Here is a 22,449-nt window from a genome sequence, read left to right as displayed (position 1 = left end):
CAATGCGCGGTTTGGGATCGCGGCGGCCACGCCGCCGCGGCTCCCGTTGCTTGCCGACGCCTTGACCCGATGACACGAAACCGCACCTCCGCCAAACCTTCGTCCGGCCGCCCGGCTAGCCTGTCGGCACTGCATCTCGCGCCCGAGTCGCTCGGCTTCGCGCTCGATGCGGCCGCGCAGGCGGTCGACGCGGTGCGCCGCGGCACCGCGCTGCCGGCCGCGCTGGCGACGGTGTTCGCGGGCATGGCGTCCGGCGCGCAGGCGCTTGCGCGCGGCGCGACGCAGGACGTCGCCTACCGGACGATGCGCCGCCTCGGCAGCGCCGACTGGATGATCGGCCGACTCGTCAGCAAGGCGCCGCCCGCGCATGTCCGGGCCGTCCTCGCGTGCGCGATCGCGCTGCTGCTCGATGAAGGCGACGCCGCCGCGTATCCGGCGTTTACCGTCGTCGACCAGGCCGTGAGCGCGATCGGCGCGCGTCGCGAGGTTGTATTCGCGAAAGGGATGGTCAACGCGGTGCTGCGGCGTTTCCTGCGCGAGCGCGATGCATTGGTCGCGGCGATGCAGGACGATCCGGTCGCGCGCTGGAACTACCGTGCGTGGTGGCGCGACGCGGTGCAGGCCGCGTGGCCCGACGGCTGGCAGGCGATTCTCACGGCCGGCGACCGTCCCGGCCCGCTGACGCTGCGCGTGAATGCGCGCCGCACGACCGTCGACGCGTATCTCGACACGCTGCGCGCGCACGGCATCGACGCCGCCGCGATCGGCAAGCATGCGATGCGGCTCGCCTCGCCGCTGCCGGTCGAACGGATCCCGGGCTTCGCCGACGGCGTCGTCTCCGTCCAGGACGCGGGCGCGCAACTCGCCGCCGAATGGCTCGGCGCGGCCGACGGGATGCGCGTGCTCGACGCCTGCGCGGCGCCCGGCGGCAAGACCGGGCACATCCTCGAACTCGCCGACGCGCAAGTCGTTGCGCTCGAAAGCGACGCCACCCGCGCGACGCGCATCGGCGAGAATCTCGCGCGGCTGTCGCTGGTCGCGGACGTGCGCGTCGGCGACGCGGGCGCGCCCGGCGAATGGCACGACGGCCAGCCGTTCGACCGCATCCTCGCCGACGTGCCGTGCTCGGCGTCCGGCATCGTGCGCCGTCATCCCGATATTCGCTGGCTGCGCCGCGAGGCCGACATTCCGGCGCTCGTCGCCGAGCAGCGCCGCATCCTGTCGGCGCTGTGGCCGCTCGTGAAGCCGGGCGGCGAACTTCTGTACGTGACCTGCTCGATCTTTCCGGAAGAGGGCGAGCTGCAGGCGCGCTGGTTTGAAGCGGCCTGTGAAGATGCGGTACGATTGGACGCGCCCGGCCAGCTGCTGCCGCGCGCCGTCTCGGACGGGGCGCAGGCAGGCGCGGCCGGTCCCGACCAGAACACCGATCACGACGGATTTTTCTACGCGCGGTTTCAGAAACGGTGACGATCAAACACCTTTTTCCACTTCGGCTCGCGGCCGTGCTGATGGTCGCTTTGGCCATGTGCCTCGCGATCGCGAGGCCGGCGCGCGCCGAATCGATCGCCGTGCAGCGCGCGTCGCTGCAGTCCGACGGCAGCGGCTGGAGCCTTGACGCCCGCTTCGACTTCGAACTGAATTCGAACCTCGAGGACGCCGTCAACAAGGGTATCCCGCTTTACTTCACGACCGATTTCGAGCTGGGCCGCGCGCGCTGGTACTGGTTCGACGAACAGCCGGTGTCGGTGTCGCAGACGATCCGCCTGTCGTTCCAGCCGCTCACGCGCGAATACCGCGTGTCGACGGGCGGCCTGCAGCTCGGCTTCGGCACGCTGAAGGACGCGCTCGCGGTCGTCAAGCACATCACGTCGTGGCACGTGATCGACCGGAACCAGGTGCACCAGGGCGAAACCTATACGGCCTCGGTGCGGATGCAGCTCGATACGGCGCTGATGCCGAAGCCGTTCCAGGTCGACGCGGTGAACAACCGCGACTGGACGCTCGGGTCGGACTGGAAGCGCTTTACCTTCACGGTGACCGAACGTGCTAAATAAAGTACGCCGCGCGGCCAGCGGGAAGAGCCTGCTCGTGCGCGTGATCGTTTCGACCGTCGCGCTCACCGCGCTGCTGCTGCTCGTGCTGCTGGCGGCCGCGAGCGCGAACACCGAATTCTTCGACCGCTACTACTCGTGGCTGTACGCGACCAACATCGTCGTCGCGCTGGTGTTCCTGCTTGTCGTGCTTGGCCTGATCGGCATGATCGTCGTGCGCCTGAGGAAGGGCAAGTTCGGCACGCGGCTGCTCGCGAAGCTCGCGGTGTTCTTCGCGCTCGTCGGCGTCGTGCCGGGCGGCATCATCTACATCGTGTCGTACCAGTTCGTGTCGCGCAGCATCGAATCGTGGTTCGACGTGAACGTCGAGACCGCGCTGACCGCCGGCCTCAACCTCGGCCGCGGGATGCTCGACGCGTCGCTGTCCGACCTGCAGACGAAGGCGCGCCTGATGTCCGACCAGCTCGCGAGCGCCGATACCAACACGAACGGCACGACGCTCACGCTGCTGCGCCTGCGCGACCAGTTCGGCGTGCAGGACGCGACGATCGTCGAGCCCGGCCGCAGCGGCCCGGGCGCCGCGCCCGACCTGCACATCGTCGCGCAGGCGTCGGGCAATTTCGCGGCGCTGATCCCGGACGACCTGCCGACGCCGCTGATGCTGAACCAGGCGCGCGAACGCGGCGCGTACGCGGCGATCGAGGGCGAGGTCGACGGCGATCCGCATGCGCACGGCGCGAAGGGCGCGCTGCGGCTGCGCGTCGTGCGGCCCATCCCGAATGCGACCATGTCGCTGCTGCAGCCGGCAGAGCGTTTCCTGCAGCTCACGCAGCCGGTGCCGCCGACGCTCGCGCACAACGCGGACGCCGTGCAGCGCGCGTATCGCGAATACCAGGAAAAGGCGCTCGGCCGCACGGGCCTGCGCAAGATGTACATCGGCACGCTGACGCTCGCGCTGTTCCTCGCGACCTTCATCGCGATGATGCTCGCGCTCGCGCTCGGCCAGCAGCTCGCGCGGCCGCTGTTCCTGCTCGCGCAGGGGACGAAGGAAGTCGCGGAAGGCGACTACACGCCCAAGCGCGAGATCAAGTCGCGCGACGAGCTCGGCTTCCTCACGCAGGCGTTCAACGCAATGACGCGCCAGCTGTCGGAGGCGCGGCTCGCGGTCGAGAACAACCGCATCGCGCTCGAGCATTCGAAGACCTATCTCGAGAGCATCCTCGCGAACCTGACCGCGGGCGTGTTCGTGCTCGACCGCCAGTTCCGGCTGACGACCGCGAACCGCGGCGCCGAGCGGATCTTCCGGCAGCCGTTCGATGCGCTGATCGGCGCGACGCTCGACCAGGTCGGCGTCGTCGCGGGATTCGGCGCGATGGTGCGCAAGGCGTTCGCCGATCGCGAGGCGGCGTCCGACGGCGGCAGCGGCGATCGTGGCCACTGGCAGCAGCAGTTCGCGGTCGAAGTGCCGGGCGAAGCCGATCCGCTGACGCTGCTCGTGCGCGGCACGCGTCTCGTGTCGACGGTGGAAGGACAGGCGGACGATCCGCAGACGTCCGGCTACGTGGTCGTGTTCGACGACATCTCCGACGTGATTTCCGCGCAGCGTTCGGTGGCGTGGGGTGAAGTCGCGCGGCGGCTCGCGCACGAGATCAAGAATCCGTTGACGCCGATTCAGCTGTCGGCGGAGCGGCTGCAGATGAAGCTGTCCGACAAGCTCGCGCCGACCGATGCGGACGTGCTGAAGCGCGGCGCGGCGATGATCGTCAACCAGGTCGCGGCGATGAAGCGGATGGTCGACGATTTCCGCGAATATGCGCGCACGCCGCCGGCGGTGCTCGCGAGCCTGCAGCTCAACGAACTGGTGAGCGAGGTGCTCGGGCTTTACGGCGTCGGCGAAGGCAAGAGCCCGATCGTCGTCGAGCTCGCGCCGCTGCCGGTGATTCGCGGCGACGCGACGCAACTGCGCCAGGTGATCCACAACCTGCTGCAGAATGCGCAGGATTCGGTCGCGGAAGTCGCGCAGCCGCGTGTGTTGATCGAAACCAAGACAGTAGAATATGGCGATCCCGACACCGAGGGCAAAACGCGTGTCGCGGTGCGCCTGACCGTGTCCGACAACGGGCCGGGCTTTCCGGCGCGCATCCTGACCCGCGCGTTCGAGCCTTACGTGACGACGAAGGCGAAGGGCACGGGCCTCGGGCTGGCCACGGTGAAGAAAATCGTCGACGAGCACGGCGCGCGGATCGATCTGCGCAATCGCATGCACGGCGAGGCCGTCGAGGGTGCGCAGGTGTCGATCCTGTTCCTGCAACTGGCGAGCGATGCGCCGGGCGCCGAGCATGGTGTGCAGGGTGGAACAGCCCCCGGAAGGCCGGCCCCCGGAAGGCCGGCCCCCGCAAAGACAAAAGCAAGTGAGCAGACAAAGGCAGCGTAAATGGCAACCATCCTGGTGGTAGATGATGAAATGGGCATCCGGGAATTGCTCTCGGAGATCCTCAGCGACGAAGGACATGTCGTCGAGGCGGCGGAGAACGCGCAGGCCGCGCGTGACTACCGCCTGAACCAGACGCCCGATCTCGTGCTGCTCGATATCTGGATGCCCGATACCGACGGCGTCACGCTGCTCAAGGAATGGGCGGCGCAGGGGCTGCTGACGATGCCCGTGATCATGATGTCCGGGCACGCGACGATCGACACGGCCGTCGAGGCGACGAAGATCGGCGCGCTCGATTTCCTCGAGAAGCCGATCGCGTTGCAGAAGCTGCTGAAGGCGGTCGAGCACGGGCTCGCGCGCGGCGCGGCGCCGGCGACCGTCAACGCGGAGGCGAAGGCGGGGGGCGGGCAGGCCGCGGGGCCTGCGGCGATCGCGTCCGCGGCCGCGTTGCCGACGCTCGGCGACGACATGGCCGCGACGCTCGGTCTCGCGGGGCAGACGGCGGCGATTCCGTTCGACATCCCGTTGCGCGAGGCGCGCGACGCATTCGAGCGCGCGTACTTCGAGTATCACCTCGCGCGCGAGAACGGCAGCATGACGCGCGTCGCGGAGAAGACGGGCCTCGAGCGCACGCACCTGTATCGCAAGCTCAAGCAGCTCGGCGTCGAGCTCGGCAAGAAGCCGCCCGAAGGCGTCGTATAAAAGATTTCACGAAAACACTTGCGCAACGACAGATACGTGGATATAATTTCTCTTCTTCGTTGGCCCGGTAGCTCAGTTGGTAGAGCAGCGGATTGAAAATCCGCGTGTCGATGGTTCGATTCCGTCCCAGGCCACCAGCATTTTGAACCCCAAGAATCGCCAGATTCTTGGGGTTTTTCGTTTGTGGTGGCACACGTGCCCGGCGGCATTCGCGGCGACGTGATAAAATCCGTGCCCGCTCAATGACTTAGCGCGTCGCTTCGCGTGCATTGCGAAGCGGGCGATCCGGCATCGCGCCGGTGCGCGGCGCCGATGCCGCGCGATGGGCGGTATAAGCGTCCCGTCGGCGTCGATGCGAGCGGCGCTGCCTATACTGGTCGAGCCGGCGCAGCCGGCACGCGTCGGGCCGCGAGGCGACAGCTTGGTCGCCCGGGCGCAGCGCGACGCGAGCCTATACATTCACGGAGTATCACGGTGATTCGGACAGACGCTAAAGACGGCGCGCTCGTGTTGTTTTCCGGCGGGCAGGACTCGGCCACGTGCGTGGCCTGGGCCCTCGAACGCTATCAGACGGTCGAAACCCTCGGCTTCGACTACGGCCAGCGCCATCGCGTCGAGCTGGAGTGCCGCGAAGGCGTGCGCGACGCGCTGAAGCGCCAGTTCCCCGCGTGGGCGGGCCGGCTGGGCGACGATCACATGATCGACCTGTCGGTGCTCGGCGCGATCAGCGACACTGCGATGACGCGCGCGATCGAGATCGAGACGTCGGCGAACGGCCTGCCGAACACGTTCGTGCCGGGCCGCAACCTGCTGTTCATGACGATCGCCGCGGCGATCGCCTACCGCCGCGGGCTGCGCGTGCTGGTCGGCGGGATGTGCGAGACCGACTTCTCCGGCTATCCGGACTGCCGCGACGACACGATGAAGGCGCTGCAGGTCGCGCTGAACCTCGGCATGGACACGCGCGTCGTGCTCGAGACGCCGCTGATGTGGCTCGACAAGGCGCAGACCTGGCAGCTCGCCGAGCAGCTCGGCGGCCAGGCGCTCGTCGAGCTGATCCGCGTCGAGACGCATACGTGCTACGTCGGCGAACGGGCGGAGCTGCACGACTGGGGCTTCGGCTGCGGCGAATGCCCGGCGTGCAAGCTGCGCAAGCGCGGCTACGAGGCCTACCTGAAGGGCGAGCGCGTGACCGAAGCGCCGCTGTGACGCCCGCGCGCCGGCGGCGCACAATGATGAACTGATCGAGAACGAGCGGCGCGAGCCGGATCCACGACGATGACTTACGCGGTCAAGGAAATTTTCTACACGTTGCAGGGCGAAGGCGCGAACGCGGGCCGTCCGGCCGTGTTCTGCCGGTTCGCCGGCTGCAATCTGTGGTCGGGCCGCGAGGAAGACCGTGCGGAGGCGGCGTGCCGCTTCTGCGACACCGATTTCGTCGGCACCGACGGCGAGAACGGCGGCAAGTTCAAGGACGCGGCGGCGCTCGCCGCGCAGGTCGCGAGCCTGTGGCCGGACGGCGAGGCGCACCGCTTCGTCGTCTGCACGGGCGGCGAGCCGATGCTGCAGCTCGACCAGCCGCTCGTCGACGCGCTGCACGCGGCAGGCTTCGAGATCGCGATCGAGACCAACGGCTCGCTGCCGGTGCTCGACTCGATCGACTGGATCTGCGTGAGCCCGAAGGCCGACGCGCCGCTCGTCGTCACGAAAGGCAACGAGCTGAAGGTCGTGATCCCGCAGGACAACCAGCGGCTCGCCGACTACGCGAAGCTCGACTTCGACTATTTCCTCGTGCAACCGATGGACGGCCCGTCGCGCGACCTCAACACGAAGCTCGCGATCGACTGGTGCAAGCGCCATCCGCAGTGGCGCCTGTCGATGCAGACGCACAAATATCTGAACATTCCCTGATTCACCGGCTTTTGACATCGTGCTGATTACCCGAAAACTCGAATTCGACGCGGGACACCGCATTCCCGATCACCGCAGCCAGTGCAGGAACCTGCACGGCCATCGCTACGTGCTCGAAATCACGTTGCGCGGCGATCTCGTCGATACCGAGGGCGCGCCCGACCGCGGCATGGTGATGGATTTCGCCGACGTGAAGGCGCTCGCGATGGAGCACCTGGTCAGCAAGTGGGATCATGCGTTTCTCGTCTACGCGCGCGACGAAGTCGTGCGCTCGTTCCTCGAGCAGATGGCCGATCACAAGACCGTCGTGATCGACCGGATTCCGACCGTCGAGAACCTCGCGGCGATCGCGTTCGACATCCTCGCGAACGTCTACGACGCGCACTACGGCATCAACCTGCGCCTCGAACGCGTGCGCCTGTACGAAACGCCGAACTGCTGGGCCGACGTCGAGCGCGCGCCCGGCCGCTGAGCTTCCTGACACGGCAGTCCCGCCCGGCCGGCGCGGGACTGCCGCCGCGCTGCATGGCGGTAATCCCCTAGCGGTTTTCCGTCCCGCCCCTTCCCACATTCCGCCGTGGGCCGCGCTATGATCGTTGCGTGGCATCGCAAAACGCGTCAGCGTCCCCGCGCCGGCGCAGCCCGGCGCGCCCCGTCCCGCCCGTTGCTTGTCCCTTTCGAATGCCCGTCCGCCCGGAGGCCGTTTCGATGAGCACGCTCACCAATTCCCTCAAACAACGCCTGCACGACGGCGACGACCCGCTGTACGGCCTGTGGCTGACGCTCGCGAGCGACGCCGCCGCCGAGGCGCTCGCGCACGCCGGCTACGACTGGCTCTGCATCGACATGGAGCACGCGCCGAACGACAGCCACGACGTCGCGTCGCAGCTGCGGGCGCTGGCCGCCGCCCATCTGCCGAGCGAGCCGGTCGTGCGCGTGCCGGCGCGGGAGCCGTGGCTCGTGAAGCGGGCGCTCGACGCGGGCGCGCGCACGCTGATGTTTCCGAACATCGAAACCGTGGACGACGCCGCGCACGCGGTGCGGCTCACCCGCTACCCGTCGCCGGAATCGCCGGACGGGCTGCGCGGCGTGGCGGGCATGGTGCGTGCGGCGGCCTTCGGGATGCGGCGCGATTACCTGCAGACGGCGAACGCGCAGGTGGCGGTGATGGTGCAGATCGAATCGGCGCGCGGCGTCGACGACGTCGAGCGGATCGCCGCGATACCGGGCATCGACTGCCTGTTCATCGGTCCGGCCGATCTCGCGGCGAGCCTCGGGCATCTCGGCGACATCCGGCATCCGGCCGTCGAAGCCGCGATGGCGCGCGTGCTCGCGGCGGGCCGGCAGGCGGGCGTCGCGGTCGGCATCTTCGCTGCCGACACGGCCGCGGCGCGGCAATACCGCGACGCCGGCTACCGGGTCATCTCGCTGTCCGCCGACGTCAGCTGGCTGCTGCGCGCGACGCGGCAGGCATTGCAGGAGGTACGGTCATGAATGCAAGCGCCGGCGCGTGTCGCCGCACCTGCGCGCGCGCGCTGCGGGCGGGCGGCGCGGCGCTCGGCCTGTGGGTTGCCTGCGGCGCCGCGCTCGCACAGGGCGCGCACGCGCAGCCTGAGCCGGCGCGCGAGACGGAGGCCGCGATCGCCGATTACAACGCGGGCAATTTCCGGGCGGCGCTCGTGCAGTTTCACGATGCGGCCGAGCGCGGCAACCGTCTCGCGCAGTTCAATTACGCGATGATGCTGATTACGGGCGAGGGCGTGACGGCGAACGTCGACGAGGGGCTGCGCTGGCTGAGGCGCGCGGCCGACGCGAACATGTCGCACGCGCAGTACGTGTACGGCCGGATGCTGGATGACGGCGAATTCGTCGCGCGCAATCCGGCCGAGGCGCATCGCTGGTTCCTGAAGGCGGCGAAGCAGGGCCACGTGCAGGCCGAGCTGTCGCTCGCGAACCAGTTCCTCGACGGACGCGGCACGCCGCGCGACAACCGCCAGGCGTTCGTCTGGTACAAGCAGGCCGCCGACGCGGGCGATCCGACCGCGCAGTACGTGACGGCGTCGTTTTACGAGCGCGGCGGCGACGGCGTGGAGCAGAACCTGAACATCGCGCGCGCGTACTATGCGGCCGCAGCCGCGCAGGGCGACGAGACCGCGGGGCTCAAGTTCAAGGAGCTCAGCGAACGCGTGAAGGCGCAGGGCCCGGCGAGCGGCGCCGGGGCGGCGCCGGAGGGCAGTCAACGCGCTGCGCCGCCGCAATGACGAAGCGGCGCACGAGGCGCCGCTTCGATGCACTGCTGCCTTGATGTTCCGCGCGGGTCAGCTCTTCATCAGCCGCCTCTGCCGGCCGACGCTCATGATCATCCCGATCGCGATGCCGAGTGTCGCGAGCGCGGTGCCGCCGTAGCTCATGAACGGCAGCGGCACGCCGACGACGGGCAGCACGCCGCTCACCATCCCGACGTTGACGAACGCATAGACGAAGAACGCCAGCGTGAGCGACCCGGCGAGCAGCCGGCCGAACAGCGTCGCGCCCTGCGCGGCGATGTACAGCCCGCGTGCGATCAGCGCCATGTACAACGTGAGCAGCACGAGGCCGCCGGCGAGACCCCATTCCTCGGAGAACACCGCGAAGATGAAGTCGGTGTGCTTTTCCGGAATGAATTCGAGGTGCGCCTGCGTGCCCTTCAGGTAGCCCTTGCCGAGCGCGCCGCCCGAGCCGATCGCGATCACCGCCTGGATCGTGTGGAAGCCCTTGCCGAGCGGGTCGGACGTCGGGTCGAGCAGCGTGCAGACGCGGTGCTTCTGGTAGTCGTGCATCAGCGGCCACTGCACTTCCGGCTGGCAGATCCGCTCCTCGAACACCGCGATCGAGCCGACCGCGATCACGCCGGCGATCAGCACCGGCACGATCAGCTTGAACGACAGACCCGCGAGATAGATCACGAAGAAGCCCGCCGCGAACACGAGCAGGCCGGTGCCGAGGTCCGGCTGCTTCGCGATCAGCCCGACCGGCACCATCAGGATGCCGAATGCGGCGAGGAAGTCGTACCAACGCACGACGCCTTCGCGGCGCTGGTAGTACCACGCGAGCATCAGCGGCGTCGCGATCTTCAGGATCTCGGACGGCTGGATCACGACGCCGACGTTCAGCCAGCGCTTCGCGCCCTTCTTGGTCATCCCGAACAGCGCGACCGCGATCAATAGCGCGACGCCGAACGAATACAGCGGGACCGCGAAGCGCATCAGCGTCGTCGGCGGGATGTTGGCGATCACCCACATCAGCACGAACGTCAGCAGGATGTTGCGCAACTGGTCCTCGACCCGGCCCGGCATGTCGATGCTCGCGCTGTACAGCGTGACGATGCCGACGCACAGCAGCAGGAACACGATGAGGGCGAGCGGGCGGTCGAAGCCCGCGAACATCTGCTTGATCTTGTCGAGCCAGGCGCGCTTGTCGAATTGCATGCCTTTCTCCGTCAATGAGCGGTGCCCGCGTCCGCCGCCTTCGCGGGAGACGTGGCACGGTTGTCGTTGCGCGGCGCGGCGGCGAGCGGCTGCGCGTCGCCGGCCGGCTTGTGCGGCCGGTGCGGCATGCGCCGGAACGGCGGCATGCTCGCGGCGGCCGGCGCCGCGGCGCTTGCCACGACGGGCGCGGCAATCTCGGCGGCGTTCGCGCCCGATGCAGCGCTCGCGGCCGGCGCTGATGCGCCCGACGCCGCTTCCGCCGCGCCCGGCACGACCGGCTGCGGCAGCATCTTGAAGCCCGCCGCGACGGTGACGGCTTTCGACGCGTCGCCGACCACCGGTGCGTTGATCGGCTCGGTCGCCGACGCCGCGGCGGCCACGGCGGCCGCCTCGTTTTCCGGCTTCTGGCGCTCGACGAGGTAGAAGTCGAGCACGCGGCGCGCGATCGGGCCCGCGGACTGCGCGCCCCAGCCGCCGTTCTCGACGATCAGCGCGAGCGCGATCTGCGGATGGTCGACGGGCGCGTACGCGATGAACAGCGCGTGATCGCGCAGGTGCTCGGCGAGCAGGTGGCCCTTGTAGTTGCCGCCCTGCAGCGAGAACACCTGCGCGGTGCCGGTCTTGCCGGCGGCGAGGTACGGTGCGCCGCGGAACACCTTGTATGCGGTGCCGGACGGGTTCTCGATCACGTTCTCCATCCCGCGTTTCACGACGTCGATGTCGCCCTGCTTGAGCGGGATCGTGTCGCTTTCCTTCGGCACGGTCAGGTGACGCCCGCGCGAGATCGGATCCTCGACCTCCTTCACGAGGTGCGGCTTCATCACGACGCCGTCGTTGGCGAGCGTTGCGGTCGCGTGCGCGAGCTGCAGGATCGTGAACGAGTTGTAGCCCTGGCCGATCCCGAGGCTGATCGTCTCGCCGTCGAACCACTTCTGCTGCGCGGCCTTCTTGAAGGTCTTGCGCTTCCAGTCCGGCGACGGCAGGATCCCGCGCGCCTCGCCCTGGATGTCGATGCCGGTGATCTGGCCGAAGCCGAACGGCTTCATGAAGTTCGCGATCGCGTTCACGCCGAGGTCGCGGGCGAGCATGTAGAAGTAGGTGTCGTTCGACACCATGATCGCCTTGTTCATGTCGACCCAGCCCTGGCCCGAGCGCACGTCGTTGCGGAAGGTGTGGCCGCCGAACGTGAAGTAGCCGGGATCCTGGAAGCCCCAGCCGGGCGTGCGCTTGCCGAGCGTCAGGCCCGCGAGCGCCATGAACGGCTTGTAGGTCGAGCCGGGCGGGTAGGTGCCGTGCAGCGGCCGGTTCAGGAGCGGCTTGTCGGTCGAGTTGTTGAGCTCGTCCCAGGTCTGCTGGTCGATCCCGTCGACGAACGAGTTCGGGTCGAAGCTCGGCGACGACACGAACGCGAGCACGTCGCCCGTCTTCGGCTCGATCGCGACGAGCGCGCCGCGCTTGCCGGCGAACGCCTGCTCGGCGACCTGCTGCAGCCCGATGTCGAGCGACAGCACGAGGTTGTTGCCGGGCGTCGCCTGCGTGCGCGACAGCGTGCGCACCGGCCGTCCGCCCGCCGTCACCTCGACTTCCTCGAAGCCGGTCAGGCCGTGCAGCTCGGTCTCGTAGCTCTGCTCGACGCCGATCTTGCCGACGTAGTCGGTGCCCTTGTAGTTGTTCGCGTCGCGGCGCGGATCGTAGTGTTCCGGATCGCTGTCGTTGTCGTCGCTCATCGCGTCGATCCGGTCCTGGTCGCGCTTCGAGATGCGGCCGATGTAGCCGATCACGTGCGCGGCGGTCGTGCCGAGCGGGTACTGGCGGAACAGCCGCGCGCGCACGTCGACGCCGGGGAAGCGGAAGCGCTGCGAGGTGAAGCGCGCGACTTCGTCGTCGGTGAGCCGGGTGCGGATCGGCAGGCTCTCGAAGTTCTTCGAGTCTTCCTGCAGCTTCTTGAAGCGGCGGCGGTCGCGCGCGTCGATCTGGACGATCGTCGCGAGCTTGTCGATCGTGTTCTCGAGCGTGTCGGTGAGCTTCGACGGCGTGATTTCGAGCGTGTACGCGGAATAGTTCTTCGCGAGCACGACACCGTTGCGGTCGGTGATGATGCCGCGGTTCGGCACGATCGGCGCGACCGAGATGCGGTTTTCCTCGGCCTGCAGCGCGTACTTGCCGTGCTGCCAGAGCTGCAGGTAGAAGAAGCGGCTCGCGAGCAGCCCGAAGCAGACGAACACGAACACGCCCGCCGCCGCGACGCGCAGGCGGAACTTCGAGAGCTGCTGTTGGGTGTCGTTGAATTCGGTCATGCGGTTACGGTCGATCGGACCCGCGCGCGGCACGGGCGTAGCGCCGCCCCGTGGTGCGGCGGGCGAAAGGGCGGCGGGGGTTCAAGGCGGGGTCCTGGCGGTGCGGCTGCGGCTCAGATGGGGCGCGTGTCGTCCGGATCGACCGGGCGGCGTTGCGGCATCAGCAGCAGGTGGCTCGCGATCGGCCACAGCGCGGCCTCGACGAAGCCGTCGACCAGGTAGCGCCAGCCCGGGAACGCGGCGCCCATCAGCAGGCGGATCACGAACGGCACGAGCTGCGCGACGACGAGGAGCGGCGTGACGTACAGCACCTGCACGCCGATCGGCATCCACAGCACGCGGCGGTGGATCGTGATCGCGCCGTACGACAGCAGCGTGTAGGCGAGCGCATGCTCGCCGAGCAGGCCCGCTTCGTGCACGTCCATCAGGATGCCGAGCGCGAACGCGACGCCCATCCCGACCTTGCGCGGCTGGTGGATGTTCCAGAACAGCAGCACGAGCGCGACGAAGTCGGGCACGCCGGGCAGGCGGCCCCACGGCATCAGGTTCAGCAGGAACGCGGCGGCGAGGCTGAAGACGATGAAGTACGGGTTGACCGGCTGCAGGATGTATTGCGGGCGGTTCATCGCTGGGCTCCTGGTTGCCCGGCGGCGGGCTTCGCGGGCGCGGCGGGCTTGGCCGTTGCAGTCGGGGCGGCAGGGGCGGCGGGCGCAGCCGGCGCGGGCGTCGCGCCGGGCTGGGCCGCGGCCGCCGGCTTCGCGCCTGCGTCGACCTTGTCACCCGCCTTGTCACCCTTGGCGGCGCCCTTCGCGGCCTTCTTGCCGCCCTTCGCGTTCTTGTCGGCCGATTCCGGCTCGGCCGGACGCGGCGGAATGGCGTTCTGGTAGTGCAGCACCAGCATCTGGCGCGCGCCGCGCACCGCCGCGACCGGTGCGCAGGTCACGCGCGCGAACGCGGTGTCGGCGAGCTTGTCGACGCGCACGACCTTCGCGACCGGCAGGCCGGGCGGATAGACGCCGTCGAGGCCGCTCGTGACGAGCTCGTCGCCGGCGACGACGTCGGCGCTCGTCGGCACGAAGCGCAGGTCGAGCGAATCGCCGCGCGGGGTGCCGTAGATCACGCTGCGCAGGCCGGTGCGCAGCACCTGGACCGGAATCGCGAGATCGCGGTCGGTGATCAGCGTGACTTCGGCCTGCAGCGGGAACACGCGGGTGACCTGGCCGATCACGCCGTCCTCGCTGACGACGGGCGCGCCGTCCTGGATGCCTTGCTGCATGCCTTGCCCGATCACGATCTTCTGCGTGAACGGGTCGGCGGTGTCGTACTGGATCTCGACGGGCGTCGACTGCGTCGCGATGTGCTGGCGCAGCTCGAGCACCGCGCGCAGGTGCGCGTTTTCCTGCGTGAGCACGGCGGCCTGGTTGGCCTGCGTCGACAGTTGCAGGTTGCGCGCGCGCAGCTGGTCGTTCTCGTGGCGCAGCGTGGCGCCGCTGGTCGCGATTTCGGCCGCGCCCATGAACAGGTCGCGCGGCACGAGCGCCGCGCGCTGCAGCGGATACAGCACGGTGCCGAGCACCCCGCGGACGATTTCGAGCGTGTTGAAGCGCGCGTCCGACACGAGGAGGGCGATCGCGACCGTCACGAAGAAAATGAGCCGCGCGAGGGCGGGCGGACCTTGCTTGAAGAGGGGCGGCGGACTGTATTCCATGGTCGGCGCCGGGCGCGAATGATCGGTTAAATGATGCTCAGACGCGCAAACGGCGCGGCGGTTCGTTCTAAACGAGCGAGCCGGCCACGCCGCGGGTGCGTCATGTCAACGAAACAGCCTAGACGATCACTCGTACGAGAAGATGCTGCCCAGCTTGTCCATGCGCTCGAGCGCCATGCCCGAACCGCGCACGACGCAGGTGAGCGGATCTTCGGCGACGAGCACCGGCAGGCCGGTCTCTTCCGCGAGCAGGCGGTCGAGGTCGCGCAACAGCGCGCCGCCGCCCGTCAGCATCATCCCGCGTTCGGCGATGTCCGCGCCGAGTTCCGGCGGGGTCTGCTCGAGCGCGATCTTCACCGACGAGACGATCTGGTTCAGCGGATCGGTGAGCGCCTCGAGGATTTCGTTGCTGGAGATCGTGAAGCTGCGCGGGATGCCTTCCGACAGGTTGCGGCCCTTCACTTCCATTTCCTTGACTTCGGAGCCCGGGAACGCGGAGCCGATTTCCTTCTTGATCGCCTCGGCCGTCTGTTCGCCGATCAGCATCCCGTAGTTGCGGCGGATGTAGTTGACGATCGCCTCGTCGAACTTGTCGCCGCCGACGCGCACCGAACCCTTGTAGACGATGCCGCCGAGCGAGATCACGCCGACTTCGGTCGTGCCGCCGCCGATGTCGACGACCATCGAGCCCGTCGCTTCCGACACCGGCAGGCCGGCGCCGATCGCGGCCGCCATCGGCTCCTCGATCAGGTAGACCTGCGACGCGCCGGCGCCGTGGGCCGCTTCCTTGATCGCGCGGCGCTCGACCTGGGTCGAGCCGCACGGCACGCAGATGATGATGCGCGGCGACGGCGAGAACATGCGCGACTCGTGGGCCGTCTTGATGAACTGCTTGATCATCTGCTCGGTGACGGTGAAGTCGGCGATCACGCCGTCCTTCATCGGGCGGATCGCCTCGATGTTGCCGGGCACCTTGCCGAGCATCTGCTTGGCTTCCTTGCCGACCGCCTGGATCGTCTTCTTGCCGTTGGGGCCGCCTTCCTGGCGGATCGACACGACGGACGGCTCATCGAGCACGATGCCCTTGCCGCGCATGTAGATCAGGGTGTTTGCGGTGCCGAGGTCGATCGCGAGATCGTTGGAGAAGTAGCTGCGCAAAAAACCGAACATTCAGAATCCTGTTTCGCTCTGGGCCGGCCCTGCATAGCGAGCGCTGAGGGCGGCAGCGGAAAAAATAACAGCCTCGGATCGTGGCGGAAGCGGCCGCCGCGGCGCTCGAAGCTGCGATTGAAATCTACCGGGCGTCGCTCGAAGCCCGTACGGCCTGCCGACATGGGCTCAACGGTACGGGAAAAGGCTGCCGGGTTTGGGTCGAACGCGTAATGATACCTTATAATTTCGCGGTATTTGAATCGAAACGGACGGTATTTTTCCCGCTTCGTACCCGATTTTTGAGGGTGGGATCGCACCCTCCAACCCCCGCCGCAGCGCCGCATTTCGTGCGCTGCGCCGCCTTGTTTTCCGGTGATTGCATGGCTCTGACCCTGACCGATGTGAAACGCATCGCGCACCTTGCGCGCCTCGAAATGGCCGACGCCGACGCCGAGCATACGCTCGGCCAGCTCAATGAATTCTTCGGCCTCGTCGAGCAGATGCAGGCGGTCGACACCGCCGGCATCGCGCCGCTCGCCCACCCGATCGAACAGATCCAGGAAGTCGCGCAGCGCCTGCGCGACGACGCCGTCACGGAAACGGTGAACCGCGACGACAACCAGCGTCCGGCGCCGGCCGTGCAGGACGGCCTGTATCTCGTGCCGAAGGTGATCGAGTAAGCGTTCGATGACAAGCGTGCGCGCCGTTGCGCGCCGCACGCGCCCCAGAATTCCCAGGAAAACCACTCAATGCACGCAAAAAGCCTGACCGAACTGCGCGCCGCGCTCGCCGCCAAGGAATGCTCGGCCGTCGAGCTGGCGCAGCACTATCTGAAACGGATCGACGCCGCGCAGGACCTGAACGCGTTCGTCCACGTCGACGCCGACCTCACGCTCGCGCAGGCGAAGGCCGCCGACGCCGAGCTCGCGCGCGGCGCGGCCGGCCCGCTCGCCGGCCTGCCGATCGCCCACAAGGACGTGTTCGTCACGCGCGGCTGGCGCTCGACCGCCGGCTCGAAGATGCTCGCGAACTACGCGAGCCCGTTCGACGCGACCGTCGTCGCCCGCCTGTCGGCGGCCGGCATGGTCACGCTCGGCAAGACCAACATGGACGAGTTCGCGATGGGCTCGTCGAACGAGAACTCCGCGTTCGGCCCGGTGAAGAACCCGTGGGACACGAACGCGGTGCCGGGCGGCAGCTCGGGCGGCAGCTCGGCCGCCGTCGCCGCGCGCCTCGCGCCGGCCGCGACCGGCACCGACACCGGCGGCTCGATCCGCCAGCCGGCGTCGTTTGCCGGCGTGACCGGCATCAAGCCGACCTACGGCCGCGTGTCGCGCTACGGGATGATCGCGTTCGCGTCGTCGCTCGACCAGGGCGGCCCGATGGCGCAGAGCGCCGCCGACTGCGCGCTGCTGCTCAACGCGATGGCGGGCTTCGACGAGCGCGACTCGACGAGCCTCGAGCGCGACGACGAGGACTTCACGCGCCACCTCGGCCAGCCGTGGGCGCCGGGCAACGATGCGGGCAAGCCGCTCGCGGGCCTGCGCATCGGCCTGCCGGCCGAATATTTCGGCGACGGCCTCGCCGACGACGTGCGCGCGGCGGTCGACGCGGCGCTCAAGGCTTATGAAGCGCTCGGCGCGACGCTCGTGCCGGTGTCGCTGCCGAAGACCGAGCTGTCGATCCCCGTCTATTACGTGATCGCGCCGGCCGAGGCATCGTCGAACCTGTCGCGCTTCGACGGCGTGCGCTACGGCCACCGCGCCGCCGAATACGGCGACCTGCTCGACATGTACAAGAAGTCGCGCGCCGAAGGCTTCGGCCCCGAGGTGAAGCGCCGCATCCTGATCGGCACCTACGTGCTGTCGCACGGCTACTACGACGCGTACTACCTGCAGGCGCAGAAGATCCGCCGCATCATCGCGCAGGATTTCCAGGAAGCGTTCAAGTCCTGCGACGTGATCATGGGCCCGGCGTCGCCGACGGTCGCCTGGGACCTCGGCGCGAAGGGCGACGATCCGGTGCAGATGTATCTCGCGGATATCTATACGCTGTCGGTGAGCCTCGCGGGCCTGCCCGGCATGAGCGTGCCGTGCGGTTTCGGCGCGGGCGCGAACGCGAAGCGCCCGGTCGGCCTGCAGATCATCGGCAACTATTTCAACGAAGCCCGGATGCTGCAGGTCGCCGACGCGTTCCAGCGCGCGACCGACTGGCACAAGCAAGTTCCGGCGGGGGTGTAAGCAATGACTCAATGGGAAGTCGTCATCGGTCTCGAGACGCACGCGCAGCTGTCGACCGTCTCGAAGATTTTCTCCGGCGCGCCGACGCAGTTCGGCGCGGAGCCGAACACGCAGGCCTGCCCGGTCGACCTGGCGCTGCCGGGCGTGCTGCCGGTGCTGAACCGCGGCGCGGTCGAGCGGGCGATCCGCTTCGGCCTCGCGATCGGCTCGACCATCGCGCCGCGCAGCATCTTCGCGCGCAAGAATTACTTCTATCCGGACCTGCCGAAGGGCTATCAGATCAGCCAGTACGAGATCCCGGTCGTTCAGGGCGGCACGATCACGATCCAGGTGCCCGCGAATGAAAAGGCCGGCAAGGACGCGTATTCGAAGACGATCAACCTGACCCGCGCGCATCTGGAGGAAGATGCGGGCAAGTCGCTGCACGAGGACTACGCGGGGATGACGGGTATCGACCTGAACCGCGCGGGCACGCCGCTGCTCGAGATCGTCACCGAGCCGGAAATGCGCAGCGCGGCCGAGGCGGTCGCCTACGCGAAGGCGCTGCACGGCCTCGTCGTGTGGCTCGGCATCTGCGACGGCAACATGCAGGAAGGTTCGTTCCGCTGCGACGCGAACGTGTCGGTGCGCCCGGTCGGCCAGGAGAAGTTCGGCACGCGCGCCGAGATCAAGAACCTGAACTCGTTCCGTTTCCTCGAGGAAGCGATCAACTATGAAGTGCGCCGCCAGATCGAGCTGATCGAGGACGGCGGCGAAGTCGTGCAGGAAACCCGCCTGTACGACCCGGACGCGCGCGTGACGAAGTCGATGCGCAGCAAGGAAGACGCGCACGACTACCGCTACTTCCCCGATCCGGACCTGATGCCGCTCGTGATCGGCGCGGACTGGGTCGAGCGCGTGAAGGCCGGCATGCCCGAGCTGCCGGTTGCGATGCAGCAGCGCTTCGTCGAGCAGTACGGCGTGTCCGCCTATGACGCGGGCGTGCTGACGTCGAGCAAGGCAATGGCCGCGTACTTCGAGGCGGTCGTCGCGAAGGCGGGCGCCGCGAATGCGAAGATCGCCGCTAACTGGCTGATGGGCGACGTATCGTCGCAGATGAACCGCGACGGCATCGAGATCGATGCGATTCCCGTGTCGGCCGCGCAGCTCGCGCTCGTGCTGCAGCGAATTGCGGACGGCACGATCTCGAACAAGATCGCGAAGGAAATTTTTGCGACGATCTGGGAAGAGAAGGCGACCGACGAAGCCGCGGCCGACCGCATCATCGACGCGAAGGGCCTGAAGCAGATCTCCGACACCGGCGCGCTCGAGGCGATCATCGACGAGGTGCTCGCGGCGAACGCGAAGTCGGTCGAGGAATTCCGCGCGGGCAAGGAAAAGGCGTTCAACGCGCTGATCGGCCAGGCGATGAAGGCGACGAAGGGCAAGGCGAACCCGCAGCAGGTCAACGAGCTGCTGAAGAAGAAGCTCGGGTAAGCGGCGCACGCGCCTGAACCGCGCTTGATAACGGGCCGCCGCCGAACCTGTTCGGGGCGGCCCGTTGCAACTGGTGCGCACGCCGCGTGCGCGCCGTCACACGGAGGAACGCATGGCGAAACAACCGTCGCTCGACGATTACCGGGTGCCGTACCACACGCGCGAGAAGGACGCGGCAGCGTTCTCGCTGGGCGCATACGATCCGTCCGCAAAGCCGTTCTCGTCGGGCGCGAAGGAGGCCGACCGCGAGCGGCTTTCGTCGGTCTCGATGGAGCTCGACGTGCAGCAGGAGCGGCTGCACACGCAGCAGAAGAAGCGCGTGCTGCTCGTGCTGCAGGGGATGGACACGAGCGGCAAGGACGGCACCGTGCGCGCGGTGTTCCGCGAGGTCGACCCGCTCGGCCTGCGCGTCGTGCCGTTCAAGGCGCCGACGCCGATCGAGGCCGCGCACGACTTCCTGTGGCGCGTGCATGCGCAGGTGCCGGCGGCCGGCGAGCTCGCGATCTTCAACCGCAGCCACTATGAAGACGTGCTCGTGCCGCGCGTGCTGGGCGCGATCGACGAGAAGGAGTGCGAGCGCCGCTACCGGCAGATCCGCGACTTCGAGACGATGCTCGTCGAGAACGGCACGACGATCGTCAAGTGCTTCCTGCACATCTCGAAGGACGAGCAGCGCGACCGGCTGCAGGCGCGTATCGACGATCCGGTCAAGCACTGGAAATTCGACATTTCGGATCTCGATGCCCGCAAGCATTGGGATGCGTACCAGGACGCGTACCGCGACGCGCTCGCCGCGACGTCGGCCGAGCATGCGCCGTGGTATGTGATTCCGGCGAACTCGAAGACGCACCGCAACGTGATGATCGCCGAGCTGCTGCTGCGCACGCTGACCGACATGAAGCTGGAATTCCCGCCGGCGAAGCCCGAGCTGGAAGGCGTGAAGATCCGGTAAGCGCGGCCGGCGAGGTGCGGCCGGCGAGGCGCTACGATCCAAACCTGAGAATACTGAACGGAAACCCGACATGATGCGTGTGATTACCGCCAACCTGAACGGCATCCGCTCCGCCGCGAAGAAAGGCTTCTTCGAATGGCTCGGCGAGCAGAACGCCGATTGCGTGTGCGTGCAGGAGATCAAGGTGTCGGCCGACGACCTGCCGGCCGAATTCGTCGAGCCGCACGGCTTCAAGAGCTATTTCCACCACGCCGAGAAGAAGGGCTACAGCGGCGCGGGGCTGTACAGCCGCCACGAGCCCGATGACGTGATCATCGGCTTCGGCAGCAGCGAATTCGATTCCGAGGGGCGCTACGTCGAGGCCCGCTACGGCAAGCTGTCGGTCGTGTCGGTGTACGTGCCGTCCGGCTCGAGCGGCGACGACCGCCAGCAGGCGAAGTACCGCTTCATGGACGAATTCATGCCGCACCTTGCCGACCTGAAGAAGAAGCGCGAAGTGATCCTGTGCGGCGACGTGAACATCGTCCACAAGGAAATCGACATCAAGAACTGGAAGAGCAACCAGAAGAATTCCGGCTGCCTGCCGGAAGAGCGCGCGTGGCTCACGAAGCTGTTCGACGACGTCGGCTACGTCGACGTGTTCCGCACGCTCGATCCGCGCGCCGAGCAGTACACGTGGTGGAGCAACCGCGGCCAGGCGTATGCGAAGAACGTCGGGTGGCGGATCGATTACCAGATCGCGACGCCGGGTATTGCGGGCACCGCGAAAAGCACGTCGATCTTCCGCGACGTCAAGTTCAGCGATCATGCGCCGCTGACGGTGGATTACGACTACAAGAAGTGACGTGCGCCGCGCGTGGCGCGGGTGTCGGAGGCAAAACGGGCTGCGACATGCAGCCCGTTTTGTTTGGCGCGCGGCGGCATGCATGGCGCGCCGCGCGAGGTATGACCGCTTACGCCTTGATCGACGCCATATCGATCACGAACCGATACTTCACATCGCTCTTCAACATCCGCTCGTAAGCCGCATTGATCTGCTGCATCGGGATCGTCTCGATATCCGACGTGATCCCGTGCTCCGCGCAGAAATCGAGCATTTCCTGCGTCTCGGCGATCCCGCCGATCAGCGAGCCCGCAAGACGGCGGCGCTTGAAGATCAGGTTGAACACCTGCGGCGACGGATGGTCGTGCTCCGGCGCGCCGACCAGCGTCATCGTGCCGTCGCGCTTCAGCAGGTGCAGGAACGGGTTCAGGTCGTGCTGCGCGGCGACCGTGTTCAGGATGAAGTCGAAGCTGTTCAGGTGCGCGTTCATCTGCGCGTCGTCCTTCGAGATCACCACTTCGTGCGCGCCGAGCCGCTTGCCGTCCTCGACCTTCGACGGCGACGTCGTGAACAGCACGACGTGCGCGCCCATCGCGCGCGCAAGCTTCACGCCCATATGGCCGAGGCCGCCCAGGCCGACGATGCCGACCTTCTTGCCCGGGCCGACGTTCCACTGGCGCAGCGGCGAATACGTGGTGATCCCCGCGCACAGGAGCGGCGCGGCGCCGGCCGGATCGAGCGTGTCCGGCACGCGCAGCACGAACGCCTCGTCGACGACGATCTGCGTCGAATAGCCGCCGTACGTCACGTCGCCGCTCACGCGGTCGCGGCCGTTGTAGGTGCCGACGAAACCGTTCTCGCAATACTGCTCGAGCCCTTCCGCGCAGCTCGGGCAGGTGCGGCACGAATCGACGAGACAGCCGACGCCGACCAGCTCGCCGACCTTGAAGCGCGACACCTGCGGGCCGGTCGCGCTCACGCGGCCGACGATCTCGTGACCGGGAACGACCGGATAGGTCGTGTTGCGCCATTCGTTGCGGGCCTGATGGAGATCCGAATGGCAGACGCCGCAATACAGGATCTCGATCTGCACGTCGAGGTCGCGCAGCGCGCGCGGCTGGAATTCGAACGGGGCGAGCGGCGACTGGGCATCGGTCGCGGCAAAGGCATAGGTTGTGCTCATGCGGGGCTCCTTGTTCGGCAAAAGTCGCTGCCGTCGCGCCATGTGGCGGCGCG

The 22,449-nt window shown here is 67.9% G+C and carries 20 protein-coding genes and 1 tRNA gene; 15 read left to right on the top strand and 6 right to left on the bottom strand.

Annotation, left to right across the window (positions count from 1 at the left end; genetic code table 11):
* The first annotated feature begins 69 nt into the window (after positions 1-69).
* From rsmB to B7P44_RS17340, 10 genes are all read left to right on the top strand, one after another.
* Positions 70-1,467, top strand: coding sequence for a 16S rRNA (cytosine(967)-C(5))-methyltransferase RsmB (rsmB, locus tag B7P44_RS17385; RefSeq protein ID WP_084906211.1), 1,398 nt, complete (start codon positions 70-72; stop codon positions 1,465-1,467).
* Complete coding sequence (locus B7P44_RS17380; RefSeq protein ID WP_084906209.1) at positions 1,464-2,054, top strand: DUF4390 domain-containing protein; 591 nt, start codon at positions 1,464-1,466, stop codon at positions 2,052-2,054. Before rsmB ends, B7P44_RS17380 begins: the two co-directional genes overlap by 4 nt.
* Positions 2,044-4,485 (top strand): sensor histidine kinase EsaS, encoded by a 2,442-nt coding sequence (gene esaS, locus B7P44_RS17375; protein ID WP_084906207.1) that lies wholly within the window; start codon positions 2,044-2,046, stop codon positions 4,483-4,485. Before B7P44_RS17380 ends, esaS begins: the two co-directional genes overlap by 11 nt.
* The gene (esaR, locus tag B7P44_RS17370) at positions 4,486-5,187 is read left to right on the top strand and encodes a response regulator transcription factor EsaR (protein ID WP_084906205.1); all 702 of its coding nucleotides are present in this window, start codon (positions 4,486-4,488) and stop codon (positions 5,185-5,187) included.
* A gap of 61 nt (positions 5,188-5,248) precedes the next feature.
* Positions 5,249-5,324 (top strand) — tRNA-Phe (locus B7P44_RS17365).
* A gap of 337 nt (positions 5,325-5,661) precedes the next feature.
* Positions 5,662-6,396 carry a 7-cyano-7-deazaguanine synthase QueC gene (queC, locus tag B7P44_RS17360; protein ID WP_084906203.1) on the top strand — a complete coding sequence of 245 codons (735 nt, stop codon included), beginning with the start codon at positions 5,662-5,664 and terminating at the stop codon, positions 6,394-6,396.
* 69 nt (positions 6,397-6,465) lie between these two features.
* On the top strand, positions 6,466-7,098 hold the full coding sequence (queE, locus tag B7P44_RS17355; protein ID WP_060168110.1) for a 7-carboxy-7-deazaguanine synthase: 633 nt from the start codon (positions 6,466-6,468) through the stop codon (positions 7,096-7,098).
* Positions 7,099-7,117: 19 nt separating this feature from the next.
* Positions 7,118-7,570, top strand: a complete 453-nt coding sequence (gene queD / locus B7P44_RS17350) for a 6-carboxytetrahydropterin synthase QueD (RefSeq protein WP_084906201.1) — start codon at positions 7,118-7,120, stop codon at positions 7,568-7,570.
* A gap of 236 nt (positions 7,571-7,806) precedes the next feature.
* Complete coding sequence (locus B7P44_RS17345; RefSeq protein ID WP_084906199.1) at positions 7,807-8,592, top strand: HpcH/HpaI aldolase family protein; 786 nt, start codon at positions 7,807-7,809, stop codon at positions 8,590-8,592.
* Complete coding sequence (locus B7P44_RS17340) at positions 8,589-9,359, top strand: tetratricopeptide repeat protein (RefSeq protein ID WP_084906197.1); 771 nt, start codon at positions 8,589-8,591, stop codon at positions 9,357-9,359. Before B7P44_RS17345 ends, B7P44_RS17340 begins: the two co-directional genes overlap by 4 nt.
* A 57-nt stretch (positions 9,360-9,416) precedes the next feature.
* Here the strand turns inward: B7P44_RS17340 and rodA are convergent, their stop codons facing one another.
* From rodA to B7P44_RS17315, 5 genes are all read right to left on the bottom strand, one after another.
* Positions 9,417-10,565 carry a rod shape-determining protein RodA gene (rodA, locus tag B7P44_RS17335; protein WP_084906195.1) on the bottom strand — a complete coding sequence of 383 codons (1,149 nt, stop codon included), beginning with the start codon at positions 10,563-10,565 and terminating at the stop codon, positions 9,417-9,419.
* Positions 10,566-10,576: 11 nt separating this feature from the next.
* Positions 10,577-12,862 carry a penicillin-binding protein 2 gene (gene mrdA / locus B7P44_RS17330; RefSeq protein WP_084906773.1) on the bottom strand — a complete coding sequence of 762 codons (2,286 nt, stop codon included), beginning with the start codon at positions 12,860-12,862 and terminating at the stop codon, positions 10,577-10,579.
* 113 nt (positions 12,863-12,975) lie between these two features.
* The gene (gene mreD, locus B7P44_RS17325) at positions 12,976-13,488 is read right to left on the bottom strand and encodes a rod shape-determining protein MreD (RefSeq protein ID WP_017334618.1); all 513 of its coding nucleotides are present in this window, start codon (positions 13,486-13,488) and stop codon (positions 12,976-12,978) included.
* Complete coding sequence (mreC, locus tag B7P44_RS17320; RefSeq protein ID WP_084906192.1) at positions 13,485-14,570, bottom strand: rod shape-determining protein MreC; 1,086 nt, start codon at positions 14,568-14,570, stop codon at positions 13,485-13,487. Before mreC ends, mreD begins: the two co-directional genes overlap by 4 nt.
* Before the next feature lie 126 nt (positions 14,571-14,696).
* A complete protein-coding gene (locus B7P44_RS17315; RefSeq protein WP_004189550.1) occupies positions 14,697-15,740 on the bottom strand; it encodes a rod shape-determining protein in 1,044 nt (347 codons plus the stop codon).
* A gap of 362 nt (positions 15,741-16,102) precedes the next feature.
* Between B7P44_RS17315 and gatC the strand changes: the two genes are divergently transcribed.
* The 5 genes from gatC to B7P44_RS17290 all read left to right on the top strand — a co-directional run bounded on the left by gatC (position 16,103) and on the right by B7P44_RS17290 (position 21,234).
* Positions 16,103-16,402 carry an Asp-tRNA(Asn)/Glu-tRNA(Gln) amidotransferase subunit GatC gene (gatC, locus tag B7P44_RS17310; protein ID WP_042586579.1) on the top strand — a complete coding sequence of 100 codons (300 nt, stop codon included), beginning with the start codon at positions 16,103-16,105 and terminating at the stop codon, positions 16,400-16,402.
* Between the two features lie 69 nt (positions 16,403-16,471).
* The gene (gene gatA, locus B7P44_RS17305; RefSeq protein ID WP_084906190.1) at positions 16,472-17,962 is read left to right on the top strand and encodes an Asp-tRNA(Asn)/Glu-tRNA(Gln) amidotransferase subunit GatA; all 1,491 of its coding nucleotides are present in this window, start codon (positions 16,472-16,474) and stop codon (positions 17,960-17,962) included.
* A gap of 3 nt (positions 17,963-17,965) precedes the next feature.
* Positions 17,966-19,438 carry an Asp-tRNA(Asn)/Glu-tRNA(Gln) amidotransferase subunit GatB gene (gatB, locus tag B7P44_RS17300; RefSeq protein ID WP_084906188.1) on the top strand — a complete coding sequence of 491 codons (1,473 nt, stop codon included), beginning with the start codon at positions 17,966-17,968 and terminating at the stop codon, positions 19,436-19,438.
* Between the two features lie 112 nt (positions 19,439-19,550).
* The gene (locus B7P44_RS17295; protein ID WP_084906771.1) at positions 19,551-20,390 is read left to right on the top strand and encodes a polyphosphate kinase 2 family protein; all 840 of its coding nucleotides are present in this window, start codon (positions 19,551-19,553) and stop codon (positions 20,388-20,390) included.
* Between the two features lie 70 nt (positions 20,391-20,460).
* Positions 20,461-21,234 (top strand): exodeoxyribonuclease III, encoded by a 774-nt coding sequence (locus B7P44_RS17290; protein ID WP_084906186.1) that lies wholly within the window; start codon positions 20,461-20,463, stop codon positions 21,232-21,234.
* Between the two features lie 109 nt (positions 21,235-21,343).
* On the opposite strand, the gene B7P44_RS17285 is transcribed toward B7P44_RS17290, so the two are convergent.
* Positions 21,344-22,396, bottom strand: a complete 1,053-nt coding sequence (locus B7P44_RS17285) for an NAD(P)-dependent alcohol dehydrogenase (protein WP_084906183.1) — start codon at positions 22,394-22,396, stop codon at positions 21,344-21,346.
* Between the last annotated feature and the right edge of the window lie 53 nt (positions 22,397-22,449).

It is taken from the genome of Burkholderia ubonensis subsp. mesacidophila, from assembly GCF_002097715.1.
GTDB classification, from domain to species: Bacteria; Pseudomonadota; Gammaproteobacteria; order Burkholderiales; family Burkholderiaceae; genus Burkholderia; species Burkholderia mesacidophila.
The sequence above is the reverse complement of the archived record's forward strand: the minus strand, read 5'-3'. Positions and strand labels throughout refer to the sequence as shown.

What these genes read in the sequence shown, in the direction of transcription:
- rsmB (WP_084906211.1), top strand. Translation starts at nt 70, where the DNA reads ATGACACGAAACCGCACCTCCGCCAAACCTTCGTCCGGCCGCCCGGCT.
- esaR (WP_084906205.1), top strand. Translation starts at nt 4,486, where the DNA reads ATGGCAACCATCCTGGTGGTAGATGATGAAATGGGCATCCGGGAATTG.
- queE (WP_060168110.1), top strand. Translation starts at nt 6,466, where the DNA reads ATGACTTACGCGGTCAAGGAAATTTTCTACACGTTGCAGGGCGAAGGC.
- B7P44_RS17345 (WP_084906199.1), top strand. Translation starts at nt 7,807, where the DNA reads ATGAGCACGCTCACCAATTCCCTCAAACAACGCCTGCACGACGGCGAC.
- B7P44_RS17340 (WP_084906197.1), top strand. Translation starts at nt 8,589, where the DNA reads ATGAATGCAAGCGCCGGCGCGTGTCGCCGCACCTGCGCGCGCGCGCTG.
- rodA (WP_084906195.1), bottom strand. Translation starts at nt 10,565, where the DNA reads ATGCAATTCGACAAGCGCGCCTGGCTCGACAAGATCAAGCAGATGTTC.
- mrdA (WP_084906773.1), bottom strand. Translation starts at nt 12,862, where the DNA reads ATGACCGAATTCAACGACACCCAACAGCAGCTCTCGAAGTTCCGCCTG.
- mreD (WP_017334618.1), bottom strand. Translation starts at nt 13,488, where the DNA reads ATGAACCGCCCGCAATACATCCTGCAGCCGGTCAACCCGTACTTCATC.
- mreC (WP_084906192.1), bottom strand. Translation starts at nt 14,570, where the DNA reads ATGGAATACAGTCCGCCGCCCCTCTTCAAGCAAGGTCCGCCCGCCCTC.
- B7P44_RS17315 (WP_004189550.1), bottom strand. Translation starts at nt 15,740, where the DNA reads ATGTTCGGTTTTTTGCGCAGCTACTTCTCCAACGATCTCGCGATCGAC.
- gatC (WP_042586579.1), top strand. Translation starts at nt 16,103, where the DNA reads ATGGCTCTGACCCTGACCGATGTGAAACGCATCGCGCACCTTGCGCGC.
- gatA (WP_084906190.1), top strand. Translation starts at nt 16,472, where the DNA reads ATGCACGCAAAAAGCCTGACCGAACTGCGCGCCGCGCTCGCCGCCAAG.
- gatB (WP_084906188.1), top strand. Translation starts at nt 17,966, where the DNA reads ATGACTCAATGGGAAGTCGTCATCGGTCTCGAGACGCACGCGCAGCTG.
- B7P44_RS17295 (WP_084906771.1), top strand. Translation starts at nt 19,551, where the DNA reads ATGGCGAAACAACCGTCGCTCGACGATTACCGGGTGCCGTACCACACG.
- B7P44_RS17290 (WP_084906186.1), top strand. Translation starts at nt 20,461, where the DNA reads ATGATGCGTGTGATTACCGCCAACCTGAACGGCATCCGCTCCGCCGCG.
- B7P44_RS17285 (WP_084906183.1), bottom strand. Translation starts at nt 22,396, where the DNA reads ATGAGCACAACCTATGCCTTTGCCGCGACCGATGCCCAGTCGCCGCTC.